Origin of the sequence: Curtobacterium sp. SP.BCp, from assembly GCF_051903255.1 — a bacterium.
Lineage (GTDB): Bacteria > Actinomycetota > Actinomycetes > Actinomycetales > Microbacteriaceae > Curtobacterium.
Genome location: NZ_CP194338.1, coordinates 258,433 through 276,771, shown reverse-complemented (window position 1 = coordinate 276,771; position 18,339 = coordinate 258,433). Strand labels below are relative to the sequence as shown.

Sequence of the window (18,339 nt, the reverse complement as noted above, 5' to 3'; positions counted from 1 at the left end):
GGCTGCGGAAGAGGTGTCGGAGGGTCCTGCCGGCGGCGTTGTTGTTCCACCGCGTTGTCGCGGTCGTCTCATCACAGCAGTGCAGGCCGTCGTGACCGGCCGGGAGGGCGCAGTGCCAGCGGTCGAAGACGCTGCGGCACGAATTGGTAGAAACGGCTCTGGCCTGCTCTGTCAGTGGGATCGTCGTCGAGACGATTCGGGAAGGGCGGGTTTTGTGGTTTGGTGTGGATCCGGCGACGATCAGCGGATGGAGACTGGCATGGTGATCCGCACCCGGGACACGGTGCGGACCAGCGACGTCGGCGAGGCGCGGGGTGCGCTCGCCCGCACCCACAACGTGACTGAACTGACGGTCGACGGCGGTGGGGGTTCGTTCCGGTTCGAGGAGACGGTGGTTGCGTCGGAGCGGCTGTCGTTGGAATCGACGTCCTGCACCGGCACCGTGTCGGGCACAGTCCGCACCGGCGCTGATGTGGTGGTCACCTGGTTCAAGTCCGGTCGTGGCACGATCGGTGAGCATCGCGCTCCAATCGGTCGGCCGATCCTGTTCCACCGCGACGACGAACCGTTCCGATGGATCTCGTTCCAGCAGGACACGCTGCGCATCGACCGGGACGTGGTGCAGAAAGCCGCTGCGGAGCGCGGCGGATGGGCGCCGCACCCGTTGGCGTTCAAGCCGTACCACGTGCCCGAGGGCGCCACTCTTGCGGCGTGGTGGCTGATGATCCGCACGGTCGCGGCGGAGATCCTCGAAGGCCCTGCTGAGGTGACCCCGGAACGTGACGAGGAACTGACCGTGATCGCCGCCGCAGGCCTGCTGACCGCGATCCCGCATTGGCCGGCCGGGGAGCGGAACGCGTCGCCGGCGAAAGCGCGGCTTGCCAGGGCAGAAGCGTTCATGCTCGAACACACCACCGAGCAGCTCACCGTGCAGCAGATCGCGGTCGCCGCGGGGATGAGCGTCCGTGGGTTGCAGTCCGCGTTCCAACGCACTCACGAGGCAACTCCACTGGAGTATCTGAAGCGGATCCGGCTGCAGATGGCGCAGCACCTGCTCACCGAAGGTGATGCCGACACGGTCGCTGATGTTGCCCGGCAGGTCGGTTTGCCGCATCTGGGCCGGTTCGCGTCGGCGTATCACGCTGAGTTCGGGGAACGTCCGAGCCAGACGCTCCGCACCGCCCGAGGGTCCCGCTGACCGGTAGCTCGGAGGACGTTTTCGAGGCGGCTCAGCCGGTGGAAGACCAGCCGATGCTTTGCCGTCAACCCGTCCGGAACCGGAAGCCGGACCACACTCTGCGCGGTCACGGGCGTGGCTCCAGGAAAAAGTCCCCGTAGACCGGATCCGACAACTCGGCACCGTCTGCTGACAGGATTCCGGTGGGGAGCGTGTGGACTCGTTCGTGGACGAGCGCGACGATCTCCTCCGGGGACCGCATGCCACGGCGGTGCCACTGGCGCCGATCCGCTCGAGCCCCCGCCAACCCGCGGGGCTCCCGGGCCGGATGATGCGGGGTGTGGGGTGGGTCGGCTGCGAGCAGCTGGCCCACGTCGAGCGGTTCTGTTGGCGTCAACGCCCGCATCCGGCCGCTCATGCCTGCACCGCCCACCAGATCAGCGCAGCGAAGAACGTCGGCACGGCCACCACGCCCATAACCAGCGACGCCTCAACCAGCAGCCGTCCGCGGCGGGCCTGCTGCACTTCCGGCAGGACGACCCGAACGGGTGTGGACACGTGGCGCGCAGCGGGAGTTGGTGCTGTGTCGAGCTGGTGCATGCCGTACGCCTTCCGGTCAGAAGCCACCCCAATCGGGCGGTTCAGAGGAAGCGTAAGAACACCACACCCTGGTTGTTAAGTTTTTGAAGCAGTGACGTTATCTGGTCATCGCGGTGCGGTCGACGATGTCTTGGACCGCAGCCGCCAGGGATGCCACCCGCCGTGCATCTTCTTCGGGGACCGCGTCGAGGAGGTCTTGCACGGCGCCCGGTAGCTCTCCATATGCATCTCGGAGCGCGGCACGGGCATCGTCCGTGAGGTAGAGCACGCGGCCGCGGCGGTCTTCCGTGTCCCGCTCCCGATGCACAAGCCCACGCGCGACGAGCCGATCGAGCAGTTGCGATACCGCTGCTTCGGTCACTCCGAGGGTCTCGGCAACATGGCGCGGTCGTGCCGGGGAGCCGGTGGCGGCGGCCGTGGCAATGTACTGCAGCGCGTGGAACTCGTTCGCTTTCAACCCGGCCTGTGCACGAGCACGCGTCTGGAGCAGCGTCTCCGCGGCTCGGAGCCGGTTGACCGACTCCAGCAACAGCACGCCAGAGGGCACCGCCTCTGCTTCCGTCGTCGACACCGCCAGGCTCCTTCCCACCTTCGAGTGTCCCACCATCAGGCTTGCCGAAACTCAGCCAGCGGGGGCGGACGAGCGGTGCGAGGGTGTCCGGGTCGGGTTCGGGTCACATCCCGACACCCTCGCGCTACGACGCCGTCGGGTTCGACGCTGCACAATCAGGACGATGCCAGCCCGGGAACAGGGATCCGGGCTCCCGCGGCTAGGGTCCGCGGAGTAGCCCGAGCGACGATACAAGCCGGTGAGCTTGTTGCATACAAGGAGCGCTCAAGTGCCCTGCTGCGGCAGGCGTCTAACCGCAGCTGCGGGATGGGCATCGAGATTCGTGGACGGCGCTGCCGGGTCGGGTCAGCGCCGATCAGGAACGCGAACCGTGGCAAGTGGCCGAGAGATCGGAGACCCGGCCGATGTCTGCACGACGTCGGGGGGACTATTGGTAGGTGTCAGAACCGCAGCTCCCGTTGAATGTCGAGGCTGAGGTGGCGTTTCTGGAGCTCGCGATGCGCTCTCGAGGCTTCACCCCGAATGCCGACGCGCTCTCCCGGGTTCGGCGAATGCTCACCGGCACGCTCACGCTCGATGCCGCACGCGCCGAGGTGCTGCGAAAGTACGGACATGGCCCGCAGCGCGACAGCGCCGGCTAGCCGCTAGGCGCCGTCACCAGCGCCGCTGATGTGTGGATGCTGGTATCCCGGTAGAACGGACGGAAGGATGTCTGCAGACCGGTTCGGGTCCGGTGTAGACACCCTCACGCCACAATTACACGGGCATCGACCACACGTTACCGCCGTGCCAACGTCAGCGCCGTGGCCAACCGGTCGACCTTTACTCGGCATCTTCGCCGCTGGTCTGGTCAGCGTGTGTCCAGCCGGTTCCCGCGATGTCGACCGTTGCGCAGGTGATCGATTCGTTGGATGCGGTACCGGGGAGCCGTGCGGTGCCTGTCCGCGACGGTAGCCTGCGGTGGCTTCGCACTACGTTCCCGCCGCCTCCTGATCCTTAGCAGGCACCGGTCCCTGCAGAACAGTCCGAGAGCCGGGCCGGCTTAGCATCCTCGATCTGGCCGGTCGCAGCGGCAGACCGCTTGACTGGTGCCATGCAGACGCTGTTCCTCCGGATCCGCGAATCGTTCTGGTTCGTCCCAGCGATCACGGGGATTGCGGCAGTGGTGGTCGCGGAACTGCTGGTGCTGCTGGATCGGACGCTGATCGATGGTGGCACCAGGCTGTGGTTCCTCGACGCGTTGAGCGCCAGTGGCGGCCGATCGATCCTGACGACGATCGGCACCGCGATGCTCACCGTCGCGGGCACGTCGTTCTCGATCACGATCTCGGTCCTGGCGACGACGTCGTCGACGTACGGGCCCCGGTTGGTGCGGAACTTTATGACGGACCGGGCGAACCAGTTCGTGCTCGCCGCATTCACGGCGACGTTCTTGTATGCGATCGTGGTGCTCCGATCCGTGCACACCGCGGTGGACGACGGCGACGCGTTCGTGCCGGTGATCGCAATCCACGTCGCGGTGCTCCTGGGCGTGCTGGACGTCGCCGTCCTGGTGTTCTTCATCCACCACATCGCGTCGAGTACGCAAATCACATCGCTGCAGGAGCAGGTGCAGACGGACCTCAAACGCGCCGTGCAGGAGGTCTACCGATCCGAGGAGACCGACTCGGTCCTGCTGCGTGCGGTCCCTCCAGTGCCCCCGGCAGCGGTGGAGCTCGTCGAGACTGCATCGAAGGACGGGTACGTGCAGTCGGTGCAGTGGGAGCAGGTGCGGGCATGGGCAGCGAACCGGGATGCTCGGGTGGTGATGGCTGCGATGCCCGGACAGTACGTCATCACCGGGGACCCGGTCTTCCGCGTCTTCGTGCCGGACGACGCGGATGCAGCTGTGCTGCGCCGGCAGCTGACGGTGCTGCTGCGGAACACGGTGTCGGTCGGTTCAGCGCGGACACCGCACCAGGACGTGCTGTTCGCACTGCAGCAGCTGGTGGAGATCGCCGTGCGGGGGCTGGCGTCGGGATCCAACGACCCGTATACGGCAGTCAGCGCGCTCGACATGTCGGCAACGGCATTGGTGCCGCTGTGGCGGGAACAGTCCTCGATCACGGCGTACACGGACCGTGACGGCGCCGTGCGGGTAGTGCCGACGTGGCCGGCCGCGGAGGAACTCATCAGCATGGTGTTCGCCGGCGTGCGCACCTATGGGATGGAGCATCCCATCGTCGTGGATGCGGCACGCCGGCTGGGGCAACGGCTCGAGGAGTGCGCTGCCCCGGACCGGCGGGGCCACGTTGCGGGACTGCTGGCGCAGCTCGAGGCACAGCGCTGACCGTCCGCTCTGCTGTGTGAGGCTGGTGCGATGAGCGTCGAAGTGACTGCGACGATCGCGGCGACCGGTGCGCGCGACACGGTGCAGGTCAGCGCGATCGCAGCCTCCGAAGAGCTGGCGCTGCAGCTCATCCGGTCGCAGCTGCCGCCAGGGTGGCAGGTCCGCTCCCACACTGCGGCGCGAACAGTCGGCCCGAGCGGTCACCCTGACCTGCCGGGCTCGAACGGCCTGCGCGTCTAAGTATCGTCGCGCTGCGTCAGCTAGGGGTGGGTGCAGAAGCGTTCGGTGCGGTCGCTGGAACCAATGACGATGATGGTGTCCCCGGTCTGCGGGACGGTGTTGGCGCTGGCAGGTTCCCACCGTCCGGTGGCGGTCTTGATCTTCACGATGGTGACGCCGAAACGGTTCCGGACATCAGCGTCGTCGAGGCGTTGACCGGCGATGCTGTCCGGGACGATGGTTTTCGCGACCACGAGATCGCGGTCGAACTCGACGTAGTCGAGCATGCTGCCGCGGACCAGGTGCGCCACGCGGCGACCGGGACTGCTGCAGGTTCGGTTGACTCCTGACAGGTAGGGGCATTGGCTCCTGCTGGAAGGATGTGCGCCATGGTGAAGGCGTATCCGGAAGAGTTCCGCCGTGATGTGATCGCGGTCGCCCGGAAGGGCGAGACATCGGTGCGGCAGGTCGCGAAAGACTTCGGGGTGTCAGAGTCCTGTCTGGCCCGCTGGCTGCGCCTCGCGGACCGTGACGACGGCATCAATGTCGCAGCGTCGCCGTCGGCGAAAGCGGTCGAGCAAGCCGAGCTGCGGGAGGCGCAGAAACGGATCCGGCTGCTCGAGCAGGAGAACGAGATCCTCCGCCGGGCGGCCGCGTACTTCGCCCAGTCGCAACTCCCAAAATGATCTACCCGCTGGTCCTCGAACTCGCCGCAGACCGGATTCCCGTCGCGGTGGCCTGCCGGGTGCTGGGGTTCTCGAAGCAGGCGTTCTATCGGTGGCGCGCCGATCCGGTCTCTCAGCGGGACTGGGACGACGCGCATCTGACCAATGCCGCGGTCGACGCGCACCGGGACGACCCGACGTTCGGCTATCGGTTCATCGCCGACGACCTTCATGCAGCCGGCCATACGACGTCCGAGCGGCGGGTATGGCGGTTGTGCTCGCAGCAGCGGCTCTGGTCGCTGCATGCGAAGAAGCGCGGCCTGAACCGGAAGGCGGGACCACCAGTGCACGACGACCGGGTCCGACGGGCGTTCACGGCGCCGGATCTGGACCGGTTGTGGTTGACGGACATCACGGAGCACAACACCGCAGAGGGCAAGCTCTACCTCTGCGCGGTGAAGGACGCCTGTTCTCGCCGGATCGTGGGGTACTCGATCAGCGATCGGATGCGGTCCTCGCTCGCCGTCGCCGCTCTGCAGATGGCGGTGCAGCGCCGCAACCCAGCAGGAACCGTCGTTCACTCGGACCGCGGCAGCCAGTTCCGGTCGAAGAAGTTCGTCCGGGCGCTCGATGACGCCGGCCTGCTCGGATCGATGGGCCGCGTCGGTGCATGCGCGGACAACGCCGCGATGGAATCGTTCTTCGCTCTGCTGCAGAAGAACGTCCTCAATCGGCGACGTTGGGCCACACGCGAGGAGCTCCGGCTGGCGATCATCACCTGGATCGAGGGCACGTACCACCGGAGACGCCGTCAACGTGGTCTCGGGAAGTTGACCCCGATCGAGTACGAGACGATCATCAACCCACAGGTCGCACTCGCGGCCTAGACGAATGAGTCAACTCAACCTGCAGCAGTCCCAGATCGCGGCGAAGATCATCACTGGGTCGTGGGCGAAGAGGTAGAGCGTGAAGCCCGCTGCGGAGAGCAGGTTGTTGAGGATCATCGATGCCTTCGCGCCAAACCGGTCGGTGAGGATCCCGCCGATGAGTCCGATAGGGAGAGCGACCAGTGACGCAACGGCGGAGAGCACACCGATCACCGCGAGGGGCACGTCGGTGGTGATTGTGAAGTAGACGATTGTCAGCGGCAGCGTGAGGCCGGCGCCGATGGTGTCGGTCAGCACCGCGAACGTGACGAAGCGGTGTTCGCGCAGGCTTGCGAGTGAAGCCCGGAATCGGGCAGGGGTGAAGAGCATGGAGATGTTCCCGTGAAGTCAGCGCGCCGCCGCCGGGCGACGGCGCGGGCATGCAGAAGCACGCGAGCAGAACGCTCGCGGCGGCGAAGGCCTGACCCTTGCTGGTCAGCTCAGTGCTGCGTTGCCATGACTCCGGGAGGGATCGGCCGCGGTCCGACAAGTTCGGGCGCAGGCTTTGTGGGGAACAGTCCACGAGAGGCGGTGAACGGCATCGTTGCCACCTTCCCCTCATCGGACTAGTTCGTCGAACGCTAGCAGCGTTCACGTTCACAGATCAACGTCGCCGTCTTGGTTCGCGATCGGCTAACGAGACGCGTCAACGAGGCCAAAGTGGCGTGCGATCAGCGATGCCACCGAAGCTGACCCAAACCCGTCCGTAGCGATTACGACCTCATCCAGGTTGGCGTCGGTGAGACGCTCGTTGAGTTGCTTCCAGCGGTCTAGGTGCCAGCGCAACTCAGCCTGTCGGGATACGTCGTAGCGTGCGCGCAGCCGCTCCTCGACGGTCGAAGGCTCTGCTGTGAGACGCACCGATCGAAGAGGCAGCGCTACAGCTTCCGAATATCGACGCTTGTCTGCTAGCTCAGCGATCACGCCGCTCATGACGAGCTGGCGCGGCCCGGCCGTCTGATAGTTCGCCCACACGGCTGCGATGTTGCGGGCTTCGATGACCTGGTTCTGTGGGTCGAACGCGGCGACGGGAGAGGATCGATGGAACCAGTCGACGTCGATCAGGCTAAAAGGGCGGCTCACAGCGGCCAGCAAGTTGCCGACATGGTCGAGCACGGTCATCTTGCCGACGCCGTAGGCGCCGTTGATGAAGATCCCGTACGAGGCTTCCACCCGAGAAGCCTACGGGCGCGAGTTTCAGCCGCTGCGGGCGGACAGGGCTTCGTCTCGGCCAAGGATCGTCTATCGGACGAAGGGCGCACTGCTCGGCGTAGCCTCTGCCCATGTTCGCTGCGGGTGCATCAGGGATGTGGATCGCGCTGCCCCTCCTCGGGGCTGTGCTGGTCTACGGCATCGTCCTCGGGATCATCCGCAAGCGAAACGGCAAGGAGTGACCGCCTGCCGATCGGCTATCGGACGGCGATTATGCTGCGGCTCATGGGGGAGCACACGGCGACGTCGGAGCGCGGGATGACGAACGGGTGGCGGCTTCTGCGCGACTTGGCGGTCATCCTGCTGGTGGCGCTCCTGGTGTCGTTCCTGGTGAAGACTTTCCTGATTCGGTCCTTTTACATTCCCTCCGGCTCCATGAAGAACACTCTGCAGATCGATGATCGTGTGATTGTGAACGAGCGCGCGACGCTGCACCGCGGCGACGTCGTCGTGTTCCGGGACCCGGGCGGGTGGCTCGACGCCGGAGCGTCTGTTGAGGGCACAACCCCAGCGTCGCCGAGCGCCCTCTCGACCGTGCTGAGCGCAGTAGGGCTCGGCGCCGGCCAGGGCGATTACCTTATTAAGCGGGTGATCGGACTCCCGGGCGATCACGTGCAGTGTTGCAACGCGCTCGGTCAGATGGAGGTCAACGGGGTCCCGATCGCTGAACCGTATCTGCGGAAGGAAGATGGTCAGGCGGCGTCCGGGATTCCGTTCGACGTGACTGTTCCAGCCGGGGAGTTGTGGGTCATGGGCGACAACCGGTATGAGTCTGCCGACTCCCGTCTGCACCAGGGCCTGCCGTCGAAGGGCTTCGTCCCCGAAAGCGACGTCGTGGGACGGGCGATCGTGGTCAGTTGGCCGTTGCAGCGCTGGGCGTGGCTTGACGACTACCCGTCCGTCTTCGCCGGCACCGACCGTAAGCGGCAATGACACAGCACGGCCGGTCTCGTTAGGCGATCGGTTGACGAGACAGCCCCTCTGCGCCATGTTCGTGGGATGCCTGAGTGGAACGGTCTTCAGATCCCGGTGACTGATCTCCGTCTCGTGTTCGATCGGATCCTTCAGCACGTCGAACATGCGAACGGGGAGTCGGTCGTGCTGCGTGAGGACTACTTCTACTCGTTGCCCGCTCCGGGCCTGTACGACGTGTCGAGCGATCCACCCGAGGCCACGATCGGGCAGCTGACCGAGTCGTGGGACAACCTGACGTCAGCGCCGGCCGCCGATCGGACGTTGAACTGGGAACTCGTTTGGCTGGGCGACGTCCTACGAGCCATCGGGCATCTTTTGCCCGAGGGCGAGCAGCGTTCGACAGACCGGTAGCCGATCGGCTAGCGGGCACCATGGAGGGCGTCGGGATCGATCTCTGCCGGTCTCGCTACCGTGGCGGGATGTGGTGGTCGGATGACGAGTGGGCGCGGCTGGCGGCCGAAGAAACGTGCGGCATGTGCGCTGACGCGCACCTGCCCACGAATGAGCACAGTGTCCTGATCGCCCGGACGAACGCCAGCTACGTACGGCTCGCACGCAACCAGGCGCACCCCGGCTACAGCATCGTGATCCTCCGCGAGCACGTTACGGGCCTCGAAGATCTATCGCCCTCGCAACTTGAGGCGTTCTGGGCCGACGTGCAGCGCGCCGGCCGAGCAGTCCAGCAGACCTTCACGCCGAAGAAGATTGACTACCTCGTGATGGGTCATCGCATGCCCCACCTGCACTGCCACCTGCTGCCACAGCACGCCGCCGATGATCCGAGACGTAACCCAGACATCTCTGACGGACCGATCCTTGCTCAATCCGATGAGCTCGAACACTCCGTGCGTGCCTTGCAACGCTCGTGGGAGCGCCTGTAGTCGATCCGCTAGCGGACGTTCGACACAGCTCGCGTCCCTCAGTCCTCGCGCGGGCCGCTCGATGAGCCTGCGGGCCAGTCTCGAGCGAGTGCTGACATGATCACCTCGTCATGAAACAGACCGTCGTGGAACACTGCCTCGCGACGGACTCCCTCCTCGACGTAGCCGGCCTTGCGGTACACCGCCCGTGCCCGGTCGTTGAACGCGTGCACCTGGATCTCGATGCGGTTCAAACCCATCTCTCGGAACCCATACTCCGTCAGCAGACGAACCGCATCGGTCCCATACCCGCGCCCGACGTGCTCGCTCCCGATCATGACCGCCAACGTCGCAGCCCTCACCGGGAGTGCTGCGCCGAAAAGCGTGACGTGACCAACAAGCTCACCCGAGGCGCGGTCAACGACGCTAAAGCCCACCTCGCCGCTGCGCTCGCTCTTGCTCCAACTCCGGAACATCTCAACGATCGGCGCTTCAGGTCGCGGGCGCACGAGGATCTGCTGCAACACCGCCCACTCCGGGTCACGCCACCAACGGACGAGGTCGGGGAGGTCTCCGTCGTCGAGCGCACGGAACCGGACTCCGTCTCCTTCGAGGATCGTCGACCCATAGCTTTGTGCCTCAGCGGCGCCGGTCCACGTCATACAGCGACCCTCTCACAGCGCGACCGCCGTGACCCGATTCCCCGGGGACGAGTCGACGCGATCATCGTGGACTCGACCAGCAGACCGAGCGTCCGATAGACGATCGGTCACCAAACTCGCCTTTATGGGCAGTCCGCCTGCGGGGGCGGCGTATCCGTTTAGCTGCATGTGTCACGTCGGTGGGTGACCTCGCGGCTGCCCGGTTCCTGAAGGAGCACTAAGACCGTAGCGGTACCAACGGTTCTGACCTGGGGTTTTTACTTCTACCCCCAGACGGGTGCCACGCAGCGTTCCTCAGCTTTCTCTTATGCTGCGCAAGCTGACAGCAGCCCGTGCGGTCAGCATGACGTAGGGGGTTTCGTGCGCTCGTTGCTGCACGCTCCGCGCACGAGGAAGCGCAGCATCGCTGCAGCGACCCTCGCCGCGCTGGCACTGATTGGTTCGTTCCTGGTAGCCACACCAGCCCAGGCACTGAATGACACCGGCACCGGTGGTGTGTTCGTGCCCGCGACTGGCCGGATCCTCGATACGAAGGCGGGGACGGGCGGGTTCAGCACGCCGATGGAGGCCGGCAAGTACCGCACCATCAAGGTCGCCGGCCTCGCTGGCCTGCCGGATGACGGTTCCGTCGGGGCGGTGTCGCTGAACGCGACGGTCGGCGCGTCCACCGGGTACGGCACCCTCTTCGGTCGTCCCGACGCGGACACCGGTCGGACGACGATGTTGATCTACAACGGCGTCTCGGGGGAGTACACCTCCAACAGCGCCACGCTCGCGGTCGGATCCGATGGCACGATCCAGGTCATGACCGAGACCGCTAGCCGCCTGATTCTGGACGTGCAGGGGTACTACACGGCCAACACGGACGGCACCGCTGCTGGCGGGTTCGTGCCGGTTGCGAAGCGGCTGGTCGACACCCGTTCCGGGACGGGCGCTGCGAAGGCGGCGATCGCACCGGGGAAGAGCATCGACGTGCAGATCACCGGCGCGAACGGCGTGCCCGCTGGTGCGTCCGCTGCGGTGGTGAACCTGATTGCGGTGAACTCGACGGACGCGGACGGGTACCTCACCCCGTACGCGACCGGTGGCACGAAGCCGCAGAATTCGCTGCACTACGCACCATCGGAAACCACGTCGATGCAGGCGCAGGTGCCGCTGTCCGCAGCTGGGAAGATCACGATCGCGAACTCGTCGACGACCACAAACCTGCTCGTCGACATCCAGGGGTACTTCACCGCCGCAGGGAAGGGCGGCGCCGTGTTCACGCCGTCGTATGGGCGTGCGTATGACTCGCGGGCGTCGGGAAATACGGCGTTGGCGAAGAACGAGGTCCGTTCCATCCAGATCGCCGGCACCGCCGGCGTCCCGGTCATGGGCTCCGGCATCACGGCCGTCACGCTGACGCTGATCGTCGCGCACGGCGGCAGCGCCGGCTACGCCGACGTGTACGCGGACGGGAAGACCAACCCGGGCATCACCGCGGTCAACTTCCAGCCCAACGAGATCCAGACCAACACCATCACCGTGCCGCTTGGTGCGAACGGGAAGATCGCGCTCCGCAACGCGGCCGAGGCCACGAACTACGTCGTCGACGTGCAGGGCTGGTACACCAACCCCGCAGCACCGCGTATTTCATGCCCTACTCCTTACCAAAGTGGGGCATGGGTCGCGGCTATCCCCGAAGATGACATCTCCTGCTCAGTGACGACCACCGCGGCTACTTTCAGCGGCGAACAGGTTCGCATCACTCTGGACGACGACGAGTACTCGGTGACGCCGTTGAGCGAGACCTCGACAACCTCTCAAACCGTTGCCGTTCCGGCGGTCGGAGGCGCGCACACCATTATCGCAAACCGTGTCGATGCGAACGACGCGACCACCGACACTGTTTCGTCGGCGTATTCCTTCACTCTCGGGGATTGGGCAAACGAAACACTCAACCCGACACCGCCCTCGCCGCAAACGGCCGGAATGACACCCACGCTCGACGCCGTACCCGAGAACGACACGTTCGGGTCCGACGTGCAGCGAAAGTACACGCTGAGCGCTAACCCAGACGGTGCAACAGACCCCATCATCGCCACTGGCTGGACCAGTGACCCGTATCCGATCCCGGCGGGGGTCCTCACGGACGGGGCGACCTATTACTGGACTCTAGAACTTAAGGGAACCGCCGGCGGTCGATCGGGCATTTCCGACGTCCTTTCGCCGGTATGGACCTTTACGGCGAGTTCCGCAGCGGATACGGCGGCGGACGCCATGAATGCCGAGGATGAAGCGAACGCGCCGGATGACGACGACACCGGCTCTTCTGCATCGAGGTCGGCAGCGGCTTCGTCCTCGACTGACTCGACAAACTCCGCAAGCGACTGGAGCATCGGCTTTGGCGATGGGGAGCGGGTGAGCTTCACCGACGGTACCGCTGGAACGAGTGCGCAGTCGAAGGCCGCAGCGGTGCGTGAGTACCACAGCGTTTACCCGGAGTGCCCCGACAGTGCGAAGGCTGGACATGTTGTGAAGAACCTGTCGCGAGCTGGCGCCTACGGAGCCCCCGGGCACAAGGCCCATCTGAGCTGCGGCAAGGGCTCCCCGTATTACGACAAGTCCGACAAGAGAGGCGATTACGGCATGCGACACATCGCCGGAAAGCACGGTCGTGACTTTGACAGGCCGATTCGGCAGTATCCCCAGGCGTTCAACGGAGCGAGCTGGAAAGACCTGATGTACGTCACCTTGGATCACACGCTCCGCGCACCCGGCAACGGAGTGAGCTATAACGCCAAGGCTGATAACTTCAACTACAACGGACCGCTCGATGTCTATTACAAGAACAAGAAGGTGCATTCGTACAAAGCCCTGGTGGCTGTAAGCAACGGAAACTGGGCTGTAGTCACCGCCTATGCTCAGTAGTACCATCTCCAGAGGTCGACACGCGAAGACACATTGCGTGTCGACCTCTGGCGTTTCAGTCATATGCGATTGAGGTGTGGACATGTCTGATATTCCGACAATTCGCTTGGAAAGTGGGTACGGGCCTGAGGTGCTCTGGTTCCCCGGACCCACCAGGCACTCCGACGTGGGATTGTCGGAGGCGCTTGTCGCTGACCTCGACTGGTGGCACCGCAGAATCGAAGGCGAAACGGATCATGTAGATCACAACGGTCCGTTTCCTTCCCCCGTAAACCCACTCGAAGCGGGGCGACGCTTGGCCAAGCGGCTTTCGGACGAAGTGGGCGAAGGTTTCAAGATTGAGCTTTGGTACGACGGTCTGCGCGACACGTTCGAGGCTGACCATCCAGCTTGGGAGCCGAGTGCGGCGGCGTTCTTCACCGCGCGGGTCGAAGATCTCTGAAGCGTCGGTGCTGTCTGACTGGAGTCCACCCCAACTGGACGTCAGGTGGCGGTCTCGGTTCGCGTCCGAATAGGGTCGTCTTCGACCTTTCCTGACACCGGCATCCGAGGGTCTTAGACTTCAACCTGACAGATGAGGGTCGGAGGCCGTGGTGTCGGGTCAGCGGGTCGGGTATGTGCGGGTGAGCACATTGGATCAGAGCACGGTGCGGCAACTTGACGGTGTCGCGCTGGATCGCGTGTTCGAGGACAAGGCATCCGGGAAGGACGCTGACCGCCCGCAGCTCGAAGCAATGATCGGGTTCGTCCGCGACGGAGACACGGTGCTGGTGCACTCCATGGACCGGCTCGCCCGCAACCTCGAAGACCTCCGCCGGCTCGTGCGCCGGTTGACGGACAAGAAGGTCCGCGTCGAGTTCGTGAAGGAGCAGCTGACCTTCACCGGGGAGGACAGCGCGATGGCGAACCTGCTGCTAAACATGATGGGTGCGTTCGCGGAGTTCGAACGCGAACTGATCCGCGAACGCCAACGCGAGGGCATCGCGCTGGCGAAGCAGCGGGGTGTGTACCGGGGGCGGGCTCGATCGTTGACAGCTGCGCAGGTGGAGGAGTTGCGTGCACGGGTCGCTGCTGGGGTTCCGAAGAGCGTGCTGGCACGGGAGTTCGGCGTCAGTCGAGAGACCGTGTACGCGTACCTCCGTGCCGAGCGCGCACTTGTCGGACCGGCGTCAGTGGCGTCGACGTCGCCGGACGCGATGCCTGGGCAGGAATCTGCCGATCACGCTCAGCGCGGCAGCAGCGAGGATGACCCATAAGATCAGCGAACAGACTCTCTCCGGTGAGGACTACCAGGTGGATGTCACCGTAAGGGTGCCCCGTTCACCTATGTGAAGAACATGTCGACGACATGCGGCGTGACCGGAAAGGTAACCAAGAAGGTGAACAAGCGATGAGTGACCACGGGCAAGTTGGTGTCGTCCCGCAGAAGCGGACGAGCACGATCGCGATCGTCGCGATCATCCTCGCGATCGTCGTCCCCATCGCGGGCATCGTCGTAGGGATCATCGCGCGGCGGGAAGTGGCTCGCACCGGCGAAGAAGGCCGCGGACTCAGCACGGCCGCGATCATCGTCGGAATCGTGCTCAGCATCTTGACCGTGCTGCCGTTGCTACTCGTTCTGCCTGATCTGATTCAGGTCTATGGATAGGGCTTCATAAGCGGTTGTTCGGGCCGCTTCCACCCCGACGCGTGATACAGCTGTTGCTCCTCACTTGTCTAAGTGAGGAGCAACAGCTGGCGTCATTATCGGAACTGATTCGGCGGAGGGGCGGCGCGTCTGCAGGCAGGTTCAGAGGTCGGCTTCGTCGGAGGCCGTGCTCGTAGCCGTCGCATGATGCGGTCAGCTAGTGGTTAGTCAGGCTGGCTTCTACCGAGGAAGTGCTCGTGTCCGCACGCCCATATGATGAGGCTGCCAACACCCCGCACCGCGGGTCGGTTCCGTGAGGGGAAAGAGTTTCGATGAGTGCCGGATCGACAGCGACCGCGCGATCTCCCCGATCAGACGCGCGCTCGTCCTGCCCGTGCTGTGGGTGGCGCTGTGGGGTCTTTTCGGCGCGGTGGATGTGACGACGACCATCACATGGGTGATCATCTCGCTGATCTACGCGGTACCTGCCGCGATCGTTTTCGCGCTCGTCGGAGCGGTCGCCGGCATGGTCACATCATGGTTGTGGCGTCAGCGTGATCGTTGGGGGAGACGGCGGAGCCAAGTAGCGGCGATCGTCGTCACAGGTGGGATCGTGGGCATCTGCGCAGGTCTAGCGCTCGCCCTGCTGCTGAACAGTGTCTTCACCGGAGTCACGGTCGGTCTGCTAGCCGCGGTTGTCGCCTCCGCCGCTGCTGGTCTAAGCCTGCGAAGGCTCGAGCGGCGGGCAGTGCAGCCCGCTTAATCAGCGAAGCGTTCCGCATGTCCGTAACGTCGTTAGCGTCTTGGTGGGCGCTCCGCGGGCCACACGACGTTCTCGCCAAGCCGGGTGAGGAACTCCTCGAACTGCGCCGGGGTGAGTAGCCCGCTCCGGAGTGCGTCGCCGACCAGGTCCCGGTTGGACCAGAAGTGCTGTCGGCCGTCCTGATCCACTTCCACACGAATTCTCATGTCGAGTCCGGCGAGCAGGGGAATCGGTGAGGTTGCATCGTGTCGAGCCGCCTCGATGTGCTCCCTGATGGTTTCCCGAGCTGCCCGATACTCCTCGCGAGTGGCCGGGACGGCGGTGAGGGCGTGGTCGCGTGCTCGAGCGCCGGTCAGCAGGATCGCGAGTGGGTTGAACGGGCCGCCGGCCGTGCGGTTCAGGGTGAAGCGGGGGTCCGCGGCCTGCTCAAGGCGTTCTTCGAGTGCGTCCGGGTGCAGGCTGCGTGCGGCGTAGAGGCGGGTGGTGTCGAGCGCACGGAGTTCGTCGATCGGGAGGATGGAGTCATACGGGGTGCCGTACACGAGCCGGTCGAAGCTCTTCCGGCCAGTCCAGTGCTGCCGGATGCGCTTCCGCACGTTCGCCGACTGGCCGACGTAGAGCTGCTTGAACTTGTCGAACACCATGACGTAGACGCCCTCGACACCTTCCCACTGGGTGAGGTCCTCCACGGGCCGCAATGACCGCCCCTTGGACAGGACTGCCGTGAGCGCCGTCTCGAACTCGGCTGCGTCGAGGGTGTCGAAGTACGCCAGCGACAGGTCATAGTTGCGCAGCGCCTCGTCGCGGTTCCAGAGCAGGAACGCGTCCGAGAACCGGGTCTGATCCTCATCGCGGAACTGCCACGCCCGGCCCTCCCAATAGCGCGCCGGCATCTGATCGCGACGAAACCGCTGGTGCGGTGTCCTACTCGGGAACCCGTACGTCGCACGCGCCATCACATCTCCGAACTGGCTACTGCCCAACCACTCCCCGAAGTGCTGCATAGCTCGATCTTTCCCTACAGCGCAGGAGTCCCCAGCGAACAATTTCTGTAGTACGGCACGTGGAGTGGCCCGTTTACGGGGGTCGCGCTCGCACGACTGTCTCCGACACGCTGGCGAGGAGGGGGGACGATGAGTCATTCGCTGGTGGACCACGAGCACATCCGCGTGCTCGTCTGGGCAAGCTTGCAACCGCGGTTCGGTGGGCCGGTGTCCTGGCGCTTCCGGCGGCCGGATGGGAGCATCGCACCGCGGAAGGCGTCGACCCGGAACGACCGGGAGACCGGGCAGCTACTCGTCGCGCAGATCGAGCAGACGTTCGACGAGCACCACGGCTCGGACGACGACCACGCCCCTTACGTGCACGGGTCACCCGTGCAGGACCGCTGGTCGGCGGTCGAGGTCCTCAAGGGCCTGCAGCACTACTCGTACCACGCGTTCGACGAGGACATCGACACCGAGTCAAACGAGGCGGTGCGGTTCTGTGCAGCCCTCGGTACCGCGCTCGTGCAGAGCCTGCTCGGGCCCGATCCGAATTCGGATGACGTTCGGGCACTGACGACTTCGCCCGAGTGGGATCAGGCTCCGCTCGAGATCGACGCGAGCGCGGTGCCCGCCGCTGGACCGCGGGTGACGGCACCGCGGCGTCGGCCGGCGCCTCGAGCACTGACCTCGCTGAGGTACCCAAACGGCCCGGTCCGACCGCGTGCCCGGAGCGGGCGACCCGCGAATCCCGTGCCGTGGGTGATGCCGGCCGCTGAGCAGGTCTGGGCGTGGGACCCTGGCCGGGGGCCGATCCGGCTCACCGACTTGGACACACCGCACGGCTGGCTGCACTCCGGATACACCCTGTCCGCGGACGGCACGACGATCCGGTACCTCGCCCAGTCGTCGAACCTCGACAGACCGCCGGACGAGCTCCGGACGCTCGATCTGCGTACTGGGGAGACCACCTCCGAGGCGCCGCACCGCAATCACGTCCGGCAGATACAGCACGTGGAGGGAACCGAGGCCCTCATCGAGTACACCGACGTCGTCGACCACTCCCTGACCCGCCCGGTCGTGCATGTGCAGCATCGGGGGGTGTGGCGGCGACTCGAGTCGCGTGCACCAGACCTCGGTGTCGCGGCGACGGGCACTCTGCTCGCGTTCTCGTCAAGCGGGGACCTCCTCGCGGTGACGTGGCGGTGGGGGCACAATCCGTACCCGATGACAGAGGTGGTGGACCTGCGCGACGGCGACGACATCGGCACGCGGTGGGCCGTTGACCTCCACGGCCAGGCGCCGTGGAACGCTGACGGGTCGCGCCTCCTCGTCGGGCAGACGCAGACGGACGGGTACTTGTCCCGGGTTGTCTCGGTATGGGACCGCTGGCGACGCACGGTCGAACCGATCGCCGTCCGTCCGGAGCACTATGACCAGGACGTCGAGCACCTCGGCTGGGTCGATGACCGGCGGTTGCTCTCGATGGTCACCGAGGGTCGGCAGGTTTCGATGCGGTCAGTCGACCCGGAGACCGGCGAGCAGGAGGAGTACGCCGCGTTCCGCCGACCGGTGAATCGCGGCGAGATGCACAGCGTTCTCGTAGCACCTGGCGTGGTGCAGGCAGATCCGGAGACGCTTCGCAGCTGACGCAAGCGATCACAGCGTCACCGTGCATACGAGCGGGGGCACTTTGTTCGCTACTACCAAGGCCGATCACTACCGGAGCAAGATGTCGACCGACGCACTGCGCTGACAGCTCCGTTTCAGTAGCCCATCGGCTAGTGGACACTTCCGTTAGCTTCAAGACATGCGACCGACAAGGGCCGAGCGGCGGCTGCGCAACCTCCAGACCCTACT

Annotated in this window: 21 protein-coding genes; 14 read left to right on the top strand and 7 right to left on the bottom strand. The window is 65.3% G+C overall.

The window, feature by feature from the left end; genetic code table 11:
* Positions 1 to 259 precede the first annotated feature (259 nt).
* The gene (locus ACRQ4C_RS01445; protein ID WP_439689791.1) at positions 260 to 1,198 is read left to right on the top strand and encodes a helix-turn-helix domain-containing protein; all 939 of its coding nucleotides are present in this window, start codon (positions 260 to 262) and stop codon (positions 1,196 to 1,198) included.
* Positions 1,199 to 1,591: 393 nt separating this feature from the next.
* On the opposite strand, the gene ACRQ4C_RS01440 is transcribed toward ACRQ4C_RS01445, so the two are convergent.
* Both ACRQ4C_RS01440 and ACRQ4C_RS01435 read right to left on the bottom strand, forming a co-directional pair.
* Positions 1,592 to 1,777, bottom strand: coding sequence for a hypothetical protein (locus ACRQ4C_RS01440; protein WP_439689790.1), 186 nt, complete (start codon positions 1,775 to 1,777; stop codon positions 1,592 to 1,594).
* 97 nt (positions 1,778 to 1,874) lie between these two features.
* Positions 1,875 to 2,348: a MarR family winged helix-turn-helix transcriptional regulator gene (locus tag ACRQ4C_RS01435; RefSeq protein WP_439689789.1), complete on the bottom strand. Its 474-nt coding sequence runs from the start codon at positions 2,346 to 2,348 to the stop codon at positions 1,875 to 1,877.
* A gap of 437 nt (positions 2,349 to 2,785) precedes the next feature.
* On the opposite strand from ACRQ4C_RS01435, the gene ACRQ4C_RS01430 reads away from it, so the two are divergent.
* From ACRQ4C_RS01430 to ACRQ4C_RS01420, 3 genes are all read left to right on the top strand, one after another.
* Positions 2,786 to 2,989 (top strand): hypothetical protein, encoded by a 204-nt coding sequence (locus ACRQ4C_RS01430; RefSeq protein WP_439689788.1) that lies wholly within the window; start codon positions 2,786 to 2,788, stop codon positions 2,987 to 2,989.
* Positions 2,990 to 3,441: 452 nt separating this feature from the next.
* Complete coding sequence (locus ACRQ4C_RS01425; protein WP_439689787.1) at positions 3,442 to 4,677, top strand: DUF2254 domain-containing protein; 1,236 nt, start codon at positions 3,442 to 3,444, stop codon at positions 4,675 to 4,677.
* Between the two features lie 30 nt (positions 4,678 to 4,707).
* Positions 4,708 to 4,917 carry a hypothetical protein gene (locus ACRQ4C_RS01420; protein ID WP_439689786.1) on the top strand — a complete coding sequence of 70 codons (210 nt, stop codon included), beginning with the start codon at positions 4,708 to 4,710 and terminating at the stop codon, positions 4,915 to 4,917.
* A 20-nt stretch (positions 4,918 to 4,937) separates the two neighbouring features.
* Here the strand turns inward: ACRQ4C_RS01420 and ACRQ4C_RS01415 are convergent, their stop codons facing one another.
* Complete coding sequence (locus tag ACRQ4C_RS01415; RefSeq protein WP_439689785.1) at positions 4,938 to 5,207, bottom strand: cation:proton antiporter regulatory subunit; 270 nt, start codon at positions 5,205 to 5,207, stop codon at positions 4,938 to 4,940.
* A 78-nt stretch (positions 5,208 to 5,285) separates the two neighbouring features.
* Between ACRQ4C_RS01415 and ACRQ4C_RS01410 the strand changes: the two genes are divergently transcribed.
* Positions 5,286 to 6,448 (top strand): IS3 family transposase gene (locus tag ACRQ4C_RS01410; RefSeq protein ID WP_439689784.1). Its coding sequence is split into 2 segments (ribosomal slippage): positions 5,286 to 5,565 and positions 5,565 to 6,448, totalling 1,164 coding nucleotides; the frame shifts between segments, so codons are not numbered across the junction.
* A 9-nt stretch (positions 6,449 to 6,457) separates the two neighbouring features.
* Here the strand turns inward: ACRQ4C_RS01410 and ACRQ4C_RS01405 are convergent.
* Both ACRQ4C_RS01405 and ACRQ4C_RS01400 read right to left on the bottom strand, forming a co-directional pair.
* Positions 6,458 to 6,817, bottom strand: a complete 360-nt coding sequence (locus ACRQ4C_RS01405) for a hypothetical protein (protein WP_439689783.1) — start codon at positions 6,815 to 6,817, stop codon at positions 6,458 to 6,460.
* A gap of 303 nt (positions 6,818 to 7,120) precedes the next feature.
* Positions 7,121 to 7,660, bottom strand: a complete 540-nt coding sequence (locus ACRQ4C_RS01400) for an AAA family ATPase (RefSeq protein ID WP_439689782.1) — start codon at positions 7,658 to 7,660, stop codon at positions 7,121 to 7,123.
* A 264-nt stretch (positions 7,661 to 7,924) separates the two neighbouring features.
* On the opposite strand from ACRQ4C_RS01400, the gene lepB reads away from it, so the two are divergent.
* The 3 genes from lepB to ACRQ4C_RS01385 all read left to right on the top strand — a co-directional run bounded on the left by lepB (position 7,925) and on the right by ACRQ4C_RS01385 (position 9,555).
* A complete protein-coding gene (gene lepB / locus ACRQ4C_RS01395; protein ID WP_439689781.1) occupies positions 7,925 to 8,632 on the top strand; it encodes a signal peptidase I in 708 nt (235 codons plus the stop codon).
* A gap of 66 nt (positions 8,633 to 8,698) precedes the next feature.
* Positions 8,699 to 9,025 carry a hypothetical protein gene (locus ACRQ4C_RS01390; protein ID WP_231049483.1) on the top strand — a complete coding sequence of 109 codons (327 nt, stop codon included), beginning with the start codon at positions 8,699 to 8,701 and terminating at the stop codon, positions 9,023 to 9,025.
* A 68-nt stretch (positions 9,026 to 9,093) separates the two neighbouring features.
* A complete protein-coding gene (locus tag ACRQ4C_RS01385; RefSeq protein ID WP_439689780.1) occupies positions 9,094 to 9,555 on the top strand; it encodes an HIT family protein in 462 nt (153 codons plus the stop codon).
* A gap of 38 nt (positions 9,556 to 9,593) precedes the next feature.
* Here the strand turns inward: ACRQ4C_RS01385 and ACRQ4C_RS01380 are convergent, their stop codons facing one another.
* Complete coding sequence (locus ACRQ4C_RS01380; RefSeq protein WP_439689779.1) at positions 9,594 to 10,196, bottom strand: GNAT family N-acetyltransferase; 603 nt, start codon at positions 10,194 to 10,196, stop codon at positions 9,594 to 9,596.
* 360 nt (positions 10,197 to 10,556) lie between these two features.
* On the opposite strand from ACRQ4C_RS01380, the gene ACRQ4C_RS01375 reads away from it, so the two are divergent.
* The 5 genes from ACRQ4C_RS01375 to ACRQ4C_RS01355 all read left to right on the top strand — a co-directional run bounded on the left by ACRQ4C_RS01375 (position 10,557) and on the right by ACRQ4C_RS01355 (position 15,496).
* Positions 10,557 to 13,106 (top strand): hypothetical protein, encoded by a 2,550-nt coding sequence (locus ACRQ4C_RS01375; protein ID WP_439689778.1) that lies wholly within the window; start codon positions 10,557 to 10,559, stop codon positions 13,104 to 13,106.
* Between the two features lie 166 nt (positions 13,107 to 13,272).
* Positions 13,273 to 13,548, top strand: a complete 276-nt coding sequence (locus ACRQ4C_RS01370) for a hypothetical protein (protein WP_439689777.1) — start codon at positions 13,273 to 13,275, stop codon at positions 13,546 to 13,548.
* Positions 13,549 to 13,699: 151 nt separating this feature from the next.
* The gene (locus ACRQ4C_RS01365) at positions 13,700 to 14,362 is read left to right on the top strand and encodes a recombinase family protein (RefSeq protein ID WP_439690931.1); all 663 of its coding nucleotides are present in this window, start codon (positions 13,700 to 13,702) and stop codon (positions 14,360 to 14,362) included.
* Between the two features lie 134 nt (positions 14,363 to 14,496).
* Complete coding sequence (locus ACRQ4C_RS01360) at positions 14,497 to 14,754, top strand: DUF4190 domain-containing protein (protein WP_439689776.1); 258 nt, start codon at positions 14,497 to 14,499, stop codon at positions 14,752 to 14,754.
* A 292-nt stretch (positions 14,755 to 15,046) separates the two neighbouring features.
* Positions 15,047 to 15,496: a hypothetical protein gene (locus ACRQ4C_RS01355; protein ID WP_439689775.1), complete on the top strand. Its 450-nt coding sequence runs from the start codon at positions 15,047 to 15,049 to the stop codon at positions 15,494 to 15,496.
* Between the two features lie 32 nt (positions 15,497 to 15,528).
* Here ACRQ4C_RS01355 and ACRQ4C_RS01350 read toward each other — a convergent pair whose 3' ends face one another.
* A complete protein-coding gene (locus ACRQ4C_RS01350; RefSeq protein ID WP_439689774.1) occupies positions 15,529 to 16,500 on the bottom strand; it encodes a GIY-YIG nuclease family protein in 972 nt (323 codons plus the stop codon).
* 129 nt (positions 16,501 to 16,629) lie between these two features.
* On the opposite strand from ACRQ4C_RS01350, the gene ACRQ4C_RS01345 reads away from it, so the two are divergent.
* A complete protein-coding gene (locus ACRQ4C_RS01345) occupies positions 16,630 to 18,129 on the top strand; it encodes a hypothetical protein (RefSeq protein ID WP_439689773.1) in 1,500 nt (499 codons plus the stop codon).
* Positions 18,130 to 18,339: the final 210 nt, after the last annotated feature.

Bases quoted from the DNA above. Each gene is read 5' to 3' on its own strand.
- ACRQ4C_RS01405 (WP_439689783.1), bottom strand. From the start codon at position 6,817: ATGCTCTTCACCCCTGCCCGATTCCGGGCTTCACTCGCAAGCCTGCGC.
- ACRQ4C_RS01425 (WP_439689787.1), top strand. From the start codon at position 3,442: ATGCAGACGCTGTTCCTCCGGATCCGCGAATCGTTCTGGTTCGTCCCA.
- ACRQ4C_RS01420 (WP_439689786.1), top strand. From the start codon at position 4,708: ATGAGCGTCGAAGTGACTGCGACGATCGCGGCGACCGGTGCGCGCGAC.
- ACRQ4C_RS01390 (WP_231049483.1), top strand. From the start codon at position 8,699: ATGCCTGAGTGGAACGGTCTTCAGATCCCGGTGACTGATCTCCGTCTC.
- lepB (WP_439689781.1), top strand. From the start codon at position 7,925: ATGGGGGAGCACACGGCGACGTCGGAGCGCGGGATGACGAACGGGTGG.
- ACRQ4C_RS01380 (WP_439689779.1), bottom strand. From the start codon at position 10,196: ATGACGTGGACCGGCGCCGCTGAGGCACAAAGCTATGGGTCGACGATC.
- ACRQ4C_RS01350 (WP_439689774.1), bottom strand. From the start codon at position 16,500: ATGCAGCACTTCGGGGAGTGGTTGGGCAGTAGCCAGTTCGGAGATGTG.
- ACRQ4C_RS01360 (WP_439689776.1), top strand. From the start codon at position 14,497: ATGAGTGACCACGGGCAAGTTGGTGTCGTCCCGCAGAAGCGGACGAGC.
- ACRQ4C_RS01345 (WP_439689773.1), top strand. From the start codon at position 16,630: ATGAGTCATTCGCTGGTGGACCACGAGCACATCCGCGTGCTCGTCTGG.
- ACRQ4C_RS01385 (WP_439689780.1), top strand. From the start codon at position 9,094: ATGTGGTGGTCGGATGACGAGTGGGCGCGGCTGGCGGCCGAAGAAACG.
- ACRQ4C_RS01445 (WP_439689791.1), top strand. From the start codon at position 260: ATGGTGATCCGCACCCGGGACACGGTGCGGACCAGCGACGTCGGCGAG.
- ACRQ4C_RS01440 (WP_439689790.1), bottom strand. From the start codon at position 1,777: ATGCACCAGCTCGACACAGCACCAACTCCCGCTGCGCGCCACGTGTCC.